12 protein-coding genes are annotated in these 12,460 nt (G+C 42.9%); 2 read left to right on the top strand and 10 right to left on the bottom strand.

Annotated elements, in window-relative coordinates:
* The first annotated feature begins 31 nt into the window (after nucleotides 1-31).
* Entirely contained in the window at nucleotides 32-229 is a 198-nt protein-coding gene (locus tag EPL05_RS20355; RefSeq protein WP_128535840.1) for a DUF5808 domain-containing protein, read from the top strand.
* Nucleotides 230-353: 124 nt separating this feature from the next.
* Here EPL05_RS20355 and EPL05_RS20360 read toward each other — a convergent pair whose 3' ends face one another.
* The 5 genes from EPL05_RS20360 to EPL05_RS20380 form a co-directional block, all read right to left on the bottom strand.
* Nucleotides 354-650, bottom strand: coding sequence for an FtsB family cell division protein (locus tag EPL05_RS20360; RefSeq protein ID WP_128535841.1), 297 nt, complete (start codon nucleotides 648-650; stop codon nucleotides 354-356).
* Nucleotides 651-977: 327 nt separating this feature from the next.
* Complete coding sequence (locus EPL05_RS20365; protein WP_128535842.1) at nucleotides 978-2,348, bottom strand: DEAD/DEAH box helicase; 1,371 nt, start codon at nucleotides 2,346-2,348, stop codon at nucleotides 978-980.
* 295 nt (nucleotides 2,349-2,643) lie between these two features.
* On the bottom strand, nucleotides 2,644-3,183 hold the full coding sequence (gene lspA, locus EPL05_RS20370) for a signal peptidase II (RefSeq protein ID WP_128535843.1): 540 nt from the start codon (nucleotides 3,181-3,183) through the stop codon (nucleotides 2,644-2,646).
* Between the two features lie 575 nt (nucleotides 3,184-3,758).
* Nucleotides 3,759-5,054, bottom strand: coding sequence for a phosphopyruvate hydratase (gene eno / locus EPL05_RS20375; RefSeq protein WP_128535844.1), 1,296 nt, complete (start codon nucleotides 5,052-5,054; stop codon nucleotides 3,759-3,761).
* Between the two features lie 104 nt (nucleotides 5,055-5,158).
* Entirely contained in the window at nucleotides 5,159-5,890 is a 732-nt protein-coding gene (locus tag EPL05_RS20380) for a DUF2490 domain-containing protein (protein WP_128535845.1), read from the bottom strand.
* A 259-nt stretch (nucleotides 5,891-6,149) separates the two neighbouring features.
* Here EPL05_RS20380 and EPL05_RS20385 point away from each other — a divergent pair, with 259 nt between their 5' ends.
* Nucleotides 6,150-6,452, top strand: coding sequence for a hypothetical protein (locus tag EPL05_RS20385; RefSeq protein ID WP_128535846.1), 303 nt, complete (start codon nucleotides 6,150-6,152; stop codon nucleotides 6,450-6,452).
* A 244-nt stretch (nucleotides 6,453-6,696) separates the two neighbouring features.
* On the opposite strand, the gene EPL05_RS20390 is transcribed toward EPL05_RS20385, so the two are convergent.
* From EPL05_RS20390 to carA, 5 genes are all read right to left on the bottom strand, one after another.
* Nucleotides 6,697-7,830 (bottom strand): ABC transporter permease, encoded by a 1,134-nt coding sequence (locus tag EPL05_RS20390; protein WP_128535847.1) that lies wholly within the window; start codon nucleotides 7,828-7,830, stop codon nucleotides 6,697-6,699.
* 76 nt (nucleotides 7,831-7,906) lie between these two features.
* Entirely contained in the window at nucleotides 7,907-8,671 is a 765-nt protein-coding gene (locus EPL05_RS20395) for an ABC transporter ATP-binding protein (protein WP_128535848.1), read from the bottom strand.
* A 326-nt stretch (nucleotides 8,672-8,997) separates the two neighbouring features.
* Complete coding sequence (locus EPL05_RS20400; protein ID WP_128535849.1) at nucleotides 8,998-9,210, bottom strand: hypervirulence associated TUDOR domain-containing protein; 213 nt, start codon at nucleotides 9,208-9,210, stop codon at nucleotides 8,998-9,000.
* 597 nt (nucleotides 9,211-9,807) lie between these two features.
* Nucleotides 9,808-10,635 carry a hypothetical protein gene (locus EPL05_RS20405; protein WP_128535850.1) on the bottom strand — a complete coding sequence of 276 codons (828 nt, stop codon included), beginning with the start codon at nucleotides 10,633-10,635 and terminating at the stop codon, nucleotides 9,808-9,810.
* A 312-nt stretch (nucleotides 10,636-10,947) separates the two neighbouring features.
* Nucleotides 10,948-12,048 (bottom strand): glutamine-hydrolyzing carbamoyl-phosphate synthase small subunit, encoded by a 1,101-nt coding sequence (carA, locus tag EPL05_RS20410; protein ID WP_128535851.1) that lies wholly within the window; start codon nucleotides 12,046-12,048, stop codon nucleotides 10,948-10,950.
* Nucleotides 12,049-12,460: the final 412 nt, after the last annotated feature.

The raw sequence follows: 12,460 nt of genomic DNA on the forward strand, positions 1-12,460 counted from the left end.
TGCAGATTTTTAAATTTTGGAATACAAAGATATGAGCGAATTAGATAAAAACGATGCAAGCCACTGGATATGGCGCATGTTCTATTATAACCCCTCCGACCCAAAACTCGTGGTAACCAAACGTTTTGGCTGGGGATGGACGTTTAATTTCGCCCACAAAACTACCTGGTTATTTTTGCTGGTTGTAATAGGTATTGCTATTGCGGTGAGCGTGTTGGCGAAGAGATAGATAGAGCGGCTCTGCAGATATTGTTGCAATAACGTGCGTATAAAAAAACAAAGCCTTTCAAGCTAAACTTGAAAGGCTTTTATCATTTGCACATCTGCATATCCACGCATCTGCACATCAAAATTTAGTTTTTCTTCTCGTGCTCTATTACAAAAACATCCTCGTTATCTTTTTTCATGAGGTATTTTTCGCGGGCGAATTTTTCGAGTTTGGCTTTATCTGAGGTGAGTTCGTCCAGGTCTTTGTTTACTTTGGCGGTTTCGGCCTTATAAAAATCACGCTCCTGTTCCAGCTTACTCAGCTGTTGCTTGTATTGATATTGCGAGAATAGGTCGTTTTTATCAAAAAAGATCATCCAAACAACAAATATGACAGTTATCAGAAAAAATTTGTTTTTGATAAGGTTGATAAAACGTTTCATCGGCGCGTACTGAATTTAATTATAAAGCTATTTAATTTATCTGAGCGGCGCAAATATCGTTATTAACTTATTAACAGGGTAGGGTAGTGAGACAAGAATCAAGAGACAAGAATCAAGACAAAGACCATTGCCGCGATAATTACGGTTATTGTAAAACAAAATAGCGATGGGTTTCAAACCATCGCTATTAAAATTCTATTCCTTAACCCTCTTCGCGGAGCAGAGAGGGTCGACGCACGGAGTGCTGTCGGGGTGAGTTTACTTTGCGAGCGACACGATTGATTTGGAGGTTTTAAAACTACTCAACACTTAACCACTCGCAACTCTTTACTTTCTCCCGGTATATTTACCGGCTGCACCGCTCATACCGCTGGCACCGCCTGCTTTGCTACCACCAGCAGCATTACGGCCACCGCCAGATCTGCCGCCACCACTACCGTTACGGTTGCCACCGCCACTTGGGCGACCGCCACGTGATGAACCACCACCGCCACCGCTTTTACCCTTTGCAGGTGCGTTTTTGGCTTTGCTCATCATCTTCTCCGTCATGGCTTGTATGCTTAGCGGGTAAGGGTGCTCTTCTTCAACCGGAATCTCTTTGGCTATCAGCTTATGAATATCTTTCAGGAAATCTATTTCTTCCTCGCCATCGCAAAACGTAAGGGCTATGCCGCTTGCACCCGCGCGGCCTGTACGGCCAATACGGTGTACATAGGTTTCGGGGATGTTAGGGATTTCGTAGTTAATTACGTGCGTAAGGTCGTCTATATCGATCCCACGGGCAGCAATGTCGGTAGCAATTAAAACACGCGTGGTGCGGTTTTTAAAGTTACTTAACGCACGCTGGCGGGCATTTTGCGATTTGTTACCGTGGATGGCCTCAGCAGTGATGCCGGCTTTAACCAAGTCTTTCACTACTTTATCGGCACCGTGCTTAGTACGGGTAAATACCAGGGCGGTTTTAATGTTTTTATCTTTCAAGATGTGGTTAAGCAACAGGCGCTTATCGTTCTTCTCCACAAAATATAACGACTGCTGTATGGTATCGGCTGTAGAAGATACAGGCGCAACCTCTACCTTAGCAGGTTTCTGCAAAATAGAATCGGCCAGGCTTTGAATTTCGTTTGGCATAGTAGCCGAAAAGAACAAAGTCTGCCTGTTTTGAGGAACCTTGGCGATGATCTTTTTTACATCATGTACAAAGCCCATATCCAACATACGGTCGGCCTCATCCAGGATCAGCATTTTTATCTGGTCCAGGTGTACAAAACGCTGGTTCATCAGGTCCAATAAACGACCCGGGGTTGCGATCAGGATATCAACGCCACGGCGCAAAGCATCCGTTTGCGGGCCCTGCGATACACCACCGAAGATAACCAGGTTTTTCAAACCCGTGTTTTTACCGTAAGCGGTAAAGCTCTCGCTTATCTGGATGGCCAGTTCGCGGGTTGGGGTTAAAATAAGGGCCTTTATAGATTTTTGCTCCTTGTGCTTTTGCTTATCTAAAAACAATAATTGCAAAATAGGGATAGCGAAGGCAGCCGTTTTACCGGTACCGGTTTGGGCGCAGCCCAGCAGGTCGCGGTGTTGTAATATAAAAGGAATTGCTTGTTCTTGTATTGGTGTTGGGGTTGTATAACCCTCTGTTTTTAAAGCCTTTAAAATAGGCTCAATTAAATTTAAATTTTCGAATGACATGTATTGAATTGTATGTATTGTTTGCTAACGCGAAGCATTAAGCGGATCTGAAGAGTGTCTATTGATCAAAACCGTAAATCAACGGGTAATTATTTCTGCAAATATACGCTTTTTATTAAGAAGTAGGGTAGGCGGGTAGTTTTGCGGCGGAATGTGACAGATAGATGTGCAGGGAATGATGTGCAGATGTGCAGATTTCAGATGTGCAAATCCATCCGGAAATGATAAATCTCCGTTAGCACAATTTTTATAAAATCGCCATAGCCGGCTACCTCGAACTCGTCCATAAGGTTATTTATTCAGTTTCTGCCGTTTTTAACGATTGTTCCCGCTCTAATCGCCTTTCCTCCATTTTCTTCACTACCGCATCCAATAGTATCAGCCCGATGCCTACCATAATGGATACATCGGCCACGTTGAAAATGCCGGTTTGGAAGATGCCAAAGCGGATGTGCATAAAATCGGTTACCGAGCCATGGGCAATACGGTCGTAAATATTACCGATGCCACCACCGATAACGCAAATAAGGCCGCCAAGGATGAGCTTGCTGAAATTCTTTTGCGTAAGCATAAATATGGTGCCCGCCAACAGCGAAAGAACAGGTAAAAGGGTAAGCAGGATAAAACGGTATGGGTTTGTTAGCGTATCGCCAACGCTTAAAAAAGCGCCGGTATTCTCTATTTTAATAAGGGTAAAATGGTTCTGTATAAAGCTGATGGGTTCATCGTAGCTCATTTTTTTGCGCACGATGGATTTGGAAACCTGGTCGCAACCAATATTAAGGGCGAGAATAACTAAAATAACAACGGCCCGGTATAATCCTTTTAATTTCATTGGTACGAAAGTAAAGAGAGAATTTGAGAAATGCTAATAATGTTGTGGTGAGGATACTACAACATGGGATGTTAAAAGCTCCGGCAAAACGGGGCTATAGAAGTTGTGTGGTTCAACTATTGCTTTTGTAACGCTTTCTATTTGCAATAAATGTTAAGATACCTATTAATAAAAATAACCCGCCTGCAGGATACATGTATAAATTGAGGTCGGGATATATGTATGCCGCATAAATAAATAGCAACCCTATAGAACCGTAAATAAAAACCGTCCGGTTGTAAGTGCTAATGGCCCTTTTAGATAAATTCTTATTTCTTTCTATTAATTCATTTATTGATTTTACTTCGTCTATACAGGTTGCCGTACACGCAATACCATTTTTAATTTCTGTAAGGCAATCCGGACAAAGGCCTTTATTGCAATTCTTGCAAATAGCTACTGCCGGTTTGGTAACATGGTTAAAGCAATTCATGTAATGAGGTTATGAGGCTTGTAAGTTAATAATTCGGCAACAAAAAAGCCCCGATAATTCGGGGCTTCGTATTTTATCTCCCCCCTTTAGGGGGATGGAGCTACTATTTCTTTAAAAACTTAAAGTTTTTACCAATAAAACGTGCAGAATCGCCCAATTCTTCTTCAATGCGCAATAACTGGTTGTATTTTGCTATCCTGTCTGAACGTGAAGCCGAACCGGTTTTGATCTGGCCACAGTTTAAGGCCACAGCTAAATCGGCAATGGTAACATCTTCAGTTTCGCCGCTACGGTGACTCATTACCGAGGTATAACCGTTGGTTTGTGCTAAACTAACCGCGTTGATGGTTTCGGTTAAGCTGCCTATTTGGTTTACTTTCACCAGGATAGAGTTAGCCGTATCGTTATCAATACCTTGCTGTAAGCGTTTTACGTTGGTTACAAACAAATCATCGCCAACTAACTGTACTTTGCTGCCAATTTTCTCGGTCAGTAATTTCCAGCCTGCCCAATCGTCTTCAGCCATACCATCTTCTACAGAAATAACAGGGTATTTAGCGCAAAGTTCGGCAAGGTAATCGGCTTGCTCTGCACTGGTGCGGATAGCGCCTTTTTCGCCTTCAAATTTGGTGTAATCGTATTTGCCGTCTTTGTAAAACTCAGAAGCAGCACAATCAAAAGCGATGAAGATATCTTCGCCTGGTTTGTAGCCAGCTTTTTCAATCGCTTTCAGGATGGTTTCAACGCCATCTTCTGTGCTATCAAAGGTTGGTGCAAAACCACCTTCGTCGCCCACTGCGGTAGAAAGGCCGCGGTCGTGTAGGATCTTTTTAAGGTTGTGGAACACTTCGGTGCCCCAACGCAATGCTTCAGAAAAAGAAGAAGCGCCGATAGGCATGATCATGAACTCCTGGAAAGCGATAGGCGCATCAGAGTGCGAGCCACCGTTTACAATGTTCATCATCGGGATAGGCAGGGTGTTTGCATTTACGCCGCCAATGTAGCGGTATAAAGGCTGGCGGCTTTCCTGCGCGGCAGCTTTAGCAACGGCCAAAGACACACCAAGAATAGCGTTAGCACCTAAGTTACCTTTGTTTTCGGTACCGTCAAGGTCAATCATGAGCTTGTCTATCAGGTTTTGCTCAAATACATCGATGCCTTTAAGTTCTGCAGCAATTTTATCATTTACATTGGCAACAGCTTTTAAAACGCCCTTACCCATGTATACTTTTTTGTCATCATCGCGAAGCTCAACAGCTTCATGCATACCGGTTGAAGCACCAGAAGGTACTGCAGCACGGCCCAATGCGCCATTTTCGGTTAAAACATCTACCTCAATTGTAGGGTTACCGCGCGAATCAAGTATCTGGCGCGCATGAACATCAATTATTAAGCTCATAATTTATTATTGTTGTATTTTTTGGATTACTATACTAATTTGGTCGGCTAAGTTAAGCGCAAAATCAGCAAATCGCAACGTAAATTTTCTATTTGTTATGATTATTAATCAATTGTGGTTGGTATATGTTCCTTAGGCTTGGTGTTTTTACGGTTTATACGATACATAACGGTTATTGCCAGGTTGTTTTTGGCCCCTGCGGTGGTAAGGCTGTAATTATACTGATCCAACCAGCCGGCCTGCACACTTAATGATTTATCAAACTGGTACCCAAAGGCCGCTGAAAAACGATTACGCTCAAAGTGAGGCGCGTTATTATTCAGAAAGATCTCATCAAATACCGATACAAAAAAAGTTTTTGCCTCTATTTTTTTATGGTTTAATGGTATCACCAGGTTTAGGCGATACCTGAAGCGATTGCGGTAGATGCCGTTAAGCCAGCGTTGTTCGGCGCGGTAACGGTGTTCTATTTTTATCCGGTCTAAAAACGAGTTGATGGTCAACTGTTCCCACATCCTAAACTCTTTAACCGTTGGCGGCGCGTCTAAATTATTATAATCGTAGGTTACATAACGCCCGGTACCTATAAGCGCTGTATAATTCTTTGCGATATCGTAGCTTATCCCACCTTTTGTTTCGTAATAAAAAAACTGGTTAAACAAGGTATTGGTACGCCCCTGCAGTTCTACGTACCCACCCCAATGATGGGTGCTGTCGCCAGGTAAAACTATGGTGGCAATGCCCCATGTACCTGTTTTATTATTTTGAGCGTTTGCGGTGTTGAACAGTAACACCATGATGAGGGTTAACAGTACGGGGGCGGTATTTTTTAACATTTACTTAATATTATTTTAATGCAAATGTATTACCACAGTGTTATCTAAATGTTAACATTATCTGTCTTAATGTTATTATAATGTTAAGAATTGGTTTTTAAATTGATGTGGGGATAACCATTTCTTTTGCGCTGCTGTGGGTTTTTAAGGATGATCTTAACGGTTTGGCTTGTTTAACCCCGCAACCTGTCGCGTATGCACCTCACCCAAAATCAAGACTCCGCCTTAGCTTTGGTCTAAATTAAAAAAACAACCAGCCATGAAGCATTCCATTATCCAGTACACCGTAAAAGAAGGACGCGCAAACGAGAACGAGGGGCTAATAAGAGACATGTTTGCACAATTACAGGTAGAGAAACCCACTGGCATAGAATATGTAGTTTATAAAACCGGCGATAGCTCTTTTATGCATATGATAGCTTTTGATAGCGACGATGCCAATAACCAATTCACAGAAATGCCCGCTTTTAACGCTTTTAGGGCAGCGTTAAAAGAACGTATTGAAACCCCGCCTGAGCGCACAGATGTTAGCCAGGTGGGAAATTATAAACGAGGAGAGTAAATGGTGGTTGGCTTAATGCCTCCTCACCTTGTAATTTCGAACGAACAGGGTAGGGCAAGAGCGCGGCGTGTGGAGAAATCTTCTACGAGCGATGTGCAACGATGCAAGTCCGCGAAGCGTGGTATGTAAGATTTCTCTTCGCACCTCCGCGCACTCCCACCTCATCTGCTCATCGAAACGACATGGGGTTTTGTCGTTTCTGCTCTATTCTTCTGTTGCTTCTTAACTCTCGATTCTAATCCCGCTACTCCCATTTAAAAGTTTTTACCGCAACGGCGTAAACGCCTATTCCCCATAATAGCAAGATGAATAGTTGGTGGGTAACATCGCCCAGGCCGGCGCCTTCAAAGGCAACCTTGCGCATGGCGTTGTTAAGGTGCGTAAGCGGCAGGGCGTTACTAACGTATTGTAGCCATTTTGGGAAGGCAGTAACCGAAAAGAACGTGCCCGATAGTAAAAATTGGGGCAGTGTGATGATATTGGATAGTGGGGGTACCGTACTTTCATTTTTGGCAATGCCCGATACGGTGAAGCCAAAGCCCATGAAGATAATAAGCCCTATGGCCGAAAGGACGAGCATATTGAGTACAGTAACTACGCCATGTATCAGCGTAAAGCCAAACATAAAGTGCCCCACCATAATAATGAATACAGCACCCAATAGCGAAAAAGTAAGCCTGGCTAATGCTTCGCCCAATACGATACTGTAGCGTTTAACAGGTGTGGCAAAAAAGCGTTTGATCACCAGCGTAAGCCTCAGACTGATAAATACAAAGGCGGTACCGAATACCCCGCTGCTCAGCAACGAGAAACCCAACTGCCCCGGAAGGATAAAATCGATGTATTTGTAGGCACGGCCAGATACGGTTGTTTCTCTAAGCTCGGCAGCAGGCGGAGGCAGCATTTGCCCGCTCATTTGCTGGTATGTTGAATTTATTTCGTTCAGGATATTTACAATAACTGATTTGAGGATGGCGCCTTTTGACGATGAGGTAGTATACTGCACGTTAACCGTAAAGGGAGATTTTTGCGGGCCAACTGGCGATTGCGACGGATCTATAACATTCTTTTTTATGTCAATAATGGCATCAATGCTTCCTTTAGAAAGATTCTTGCCCATCTCATCCGCGGTTTGGGTAGTGATCAGGTTTATAACGCTAACCTTTCGCAAAGCCGTATAAACCGGACTAAGCGTATCGCTGCCCTTAGCCACGCCTACATCGACCGCTACCCCGCCGCCGCCAATATTAGCAAACACCAAAATAAATATCAGCGGGAAAGCTAAACTAAACACCACCGCCGATGGGCTGCGGATGATAGAACGGAAGCTTGCTTTGGCAATGGCCAGCGTTGCACGGGTGTTACTGTATTTGTTCATTAGTTCATTGGTTCAATAGTTCATTGGTGTGGATATTGTGCGAACTTCTGCTCCCCCCCTTCAGGGGGCTGGGGGCCTATCCTTCCCGCCATTCCTTGCCGGTGAGGTTGATGAAAACATCCTCCAGGTTGGCATCCTTTACCTGCTTTTTACGTTCGAAACCGCTTTCCAGTAATTTATCTATAAAATGGTCGGGAGTATCTATACCTACAATATGTCCGCCGTCTACAAATGCCACGCGGTCGCACAGTACTTCGGCTTCGTCCATGTAATGGGTGGTTATCACTACGGTGGTGCCATTGTCGCGGATCTCGCGGATCAGGTCCCAAAGGTTGCGGCGGGCTTGTGGGTCGAGGCCGGTGGTGGGTTCATCCAAAAATATAATGCGTGGGTCGTTTATTAATGTGGTAGCTATGGAGAAGCGCTGTTTTTGTCCGCCGGAAAGTTCTTTGTATTTAGCCTTTGCCTTATCGGTAAGGGCTACTTTTTCCAGCATTTCCATAGGCGTTTTGGTGATTCCATACAAGCCACAGAACAGGGAAATTAATTCCGACAGGTTTAAATTGGGGTAATAGCCGGCGGCCTGCAATTGCACACCTATTATTTTTTTAATACTGTCGGCATCCTTATCTATCGAAAAACCATCAACCATAACCTCGCCCGATGTTTTTTCGCGCAGTGTTTCTATGATCTCCAGTGTTGTGGTTTTGCCAGCACCGTTGGGCCCAAGCAGGCCGAAGATCTCGCCCTCATAAACCTCAAAGCTGATGCCCTTTACGGCGGCGAAATCGCCGTAGTTTTTGGTAAGATTATTAACCGTGATAATAGGTTGTTTTGCCATACCGTAAATATAGCAATGGATTTATGGTATTTGTATATTGGCTTAGGTTAGGGCATTAAAATTCCATTAGATTTTGTAAGCGTAAAATTGTTAGCGGTGTATGGGATGAAGATTGGATAGCCATGCGCAAATCGGCGCTACCGTTTAGTAGAAAAACAGAACCCCGATAGTAATTGCGCCGGTAGGTGCAACCCTCAGTAAATGGGCTAAGGATAGCACCTAACGGCGCATGAAATCTTATCCTTTGTTTGTTACAAAGCGGTTGCTCCTAACGGGAGCAACGGAATGGGGACGGCGTTGCAATATGTTCGGAATAACAATGTATACTACTTCCCGCCCTTCTTCAATTCGCTTTCAGATTTTAGCACTTTGCTGCCGTTGGCTTGCTTTATTTCGAACGCCGGCTCATCTGCGCTTGCCTTGCGTTTTACTTTTGTGCCTTTTATGGTTTTGGTAACAGCTTGGGTATGCTTCTTTTGTATTTTGCCTTCTGCTTCAGATGCACCCCATTGCCAGTGTACGGTATCTCCCTTTTTCATATTAGTAGTGTTTGCCGGGGATGAAGCAATATGCCTGCCAATTTAGCAGGTTAAGCAACCTATGCTGATAACTATTACGGCGGTAACTACAAGGGCTATCATTGAGTAAAGAGAAGGTATGGTAAGCGAGGTTGTCATGATGTTTTTGTGTTGTTTTACAGTACAAAGGTGCATCAGCGGGCAAAAATCGGTTAGCGTTATTAGGTGAAGTGTTGCAAAATGTCGGTGAATGGATTTTTAGGGGGAATGAGTGGGGTAGGTGATATCGGTGAAATGCGCGGCTATCGGTAAGCAGCGTTTTTTGGTGTGCGAATGCACCGTGTGCTATTTACCGATCTAATATTACCGGGCAGCACTACGTAAAAAATCCGCATGGCCATTTATTTATTGACTATGCGGATGTGCGATGGTTTATTTTGAACAATTATAATTGTTGGTTTCTAATTCCAAAACCCATGCGTTTTAATTTGTGCCGAAGGATACTCCAGTAGATATGTTTTACAAGAAGAGGCGTTCGCCGCTTCGTGTTTGCCACGAGTTTTCGAGTCTTGTTAAGTAGAGCAGCCTTTTTTAAAATGACTATAACTGATTAGCCATTTACTGCTTATCGGAAGAACTTTTAGATTTAAAAATGGAGTAGCCAAGTCCAATGCCAAACCACGGCTTGTTTTTGTAGTCCCAATTACGCCCAACCTCACCGGCCAAGTAATCGATACCGGTAAAGGCGCCTATTTGGAAATTATCTATCTGAAACAAATAGCCAAAATGCCAAGTAATTGCTGCAAGGTTACTTTCTGTGGTTACCGTTTTATTAGTATTTGTGGGTGTAACACTTACAGAGGTTAGCGCTATACCGGTTAAAATATTGTGGGAATACTTTTTATTTGGAGAATATTTATAGCCCGCAGATAGCCCAATACTTATATCGTTTGCAAAGGTAAAATCGCGATGGTGTGCGGGATTACTTGTATTGCCACCAAACCTAAGTTTTATAGGTAAAACTAATGCACCCAATGTAAAACTGTGGGCATTAACTTCCTTTTCGCAATCGTTGTTGAATTCTTTAAGTGATAACTTAAAGAAAATGTCTTTTTTGCCTGGTTTACCGGAATTATCAGTTGCCGTACTTACCAACGATTTATTTAACGCTGTATTTTGAACCTTTACATCGCTGTCAGAAATTCTCCACTCTATAAATTGAATAACCAGGCTACCGTCATCTAAAATTTTTGTTACGCTAAATTCGACATCTGCTGGTATATCGGTATCAGAACCTAATATAGCCACACCATTTCCGCTGCACTTCAGCAAGGTTTCAGATGTTCGGAAGGTATATACGTTATCGTAGACGGATTTATCTACAGATTGTGAAAATGCAGACATGCAGCTAAAAATTAAAGCGATAAGTAATAGTGTATATTTCATGACGATAAGATTTTAAATGTTTATGTCAAAAATATATAGGGAAATCAGATACTACTACCGTAAAAATACCCTATTACTATCAGTAAAAAAGCGGGTTGGTAAACATGGTTATTTTACATGTTGTACGATATTTTCTCTCTAATTAATGGTTTGATAGGCATTTGCCGTAGGATAAATTTTATTGCTAACGCTCAAGATTGGCAAGCAATAATTCCGAGTCTTATAAAGTGAAAGCCTCTCAAGTTTTTATCTTGAAAGGCCTTATGTATAAGAAATCTGTGAATCGATCTTAATTGGGGTAGTCCCCAATAATTATTTCATCAAATTAATAAAATCGTCAAATAAGTAGCGGCTATCATGCGGGCCGGGAGATGATTCCGGGTGGTATTGTACCGAAAATGCTTTTTTACCTTTTACACGGATACCTTCTATCGACTGGTCGTTAAGGTTTACGTGGGTTATCTCAACCTTTTCAGACGCCCTAACAGCTTCCGGAACTACGCCAAAACCATGGTTTTGCGAAGTTACTTCGCAATGGTTAATAATCACGTTCTTTACCGGGTGGTTTAAACCACGGTGTCCGTTAAACATTTTTTTAGTTGGGATATCGTTAGCCAAAGCCAGCAACTGATGGCCAAGGCAGATGCCGAACAATGGTTTATCGGCAGTTAATATTTCTTTTACGGTATCAATAGCGTAAGGCATGGCCGATGGATCGCCGGGGCCATTAGAGATAAAATATCCTGATGGCGCAAAATCCTTTTCCATTTCGGCAAAGGTGGTTTTTGCGGGGTAAACCTTCGCGTAAACATCGCGGTCATCAAAATTACGCAGGATGTTCTTTTTAACACCAAGGTCTAAAACAGCTACACGGTAAGCAGCGCTTTCGCTACCAAAGGTGTAGGTTTCTTTAGTTGATACCTGCGAAGAAAGTTCCAGACCATCCATGTCGGGTGCTTCGGCCAATTTGGCTTTCAGTTCTTCCAGGTCCAATATTTCTGAGGAGATGATGGCGTTCATGGCGCCTTTATCGCGTATGTGGCGCACCAGTTGGCGGGTATCTATATCAGAGATACCTACGATGTTTTGTCCCTGGAAATAATCCTGTATGGATTCATCCGCTTGTTTACGGCTGTAGGCAATGTTGTAGTTCTTACAAACCAAGCCGGCTATTTGTATCTGGCCCGATTCTACTTCTTCGTTAGCAATACCGTAGTTACCAATGTGGGCATTGGTAGCCACCATTATTTGCCCAAAGTATGATGGGTCGGTAAAAATTTCCTGGTAACCCGTCATCCCGGTATTAAAGCAGATCTCGCCGGTGGTTGTGCCTATTTTGCCGGCGGCTTTGCCGTAAAATACGGTGCCATCGGCTAATAATAATATAGCAGGCAATTTGGTGTAGTGGTTCATTTTGCAAAAAAATTGAAAGGGTAATTCGTTCGGATTTTCTGGCACGAAGCTCCGTGAAAACTGGACGGAAGATTGAAGTAAAACACCTCTTTATTCACGCCGCAAAAGTAGTTATTAAATTTCGAATTGAAAATACCCACCCCCGATTTTTTTAAAATATCACCCCGAAGCCTTAAGAACTTATTTGCCGCTGTTACCCCAAAAGAAAGTTGTTTTAAGGCAATGGGTACACCAAAAGGGCCTTACCGGTAAAAACGGGAGGAATTTCTTGAGATAAAAATTACGCGGCTTACGATCGGTATGATTCATAGGTTTACCACAGTACACGCAGGGATATATTTTATCGGCCATTAAAATTGGATAGTATTATATGATATAATTGGGTTGCCCCTAAAGTATAAAATATTAAATA

The organism is Mucilaginibacter gilvus, from assembly GCF_004054195.1.
GTDB lineage: Bacteria > Bacteroidota > Bacteroidia > Sphingobacteriales > Sphingobacteriaceae > Mucilaginibacter > Mucilaginibacter gilvus.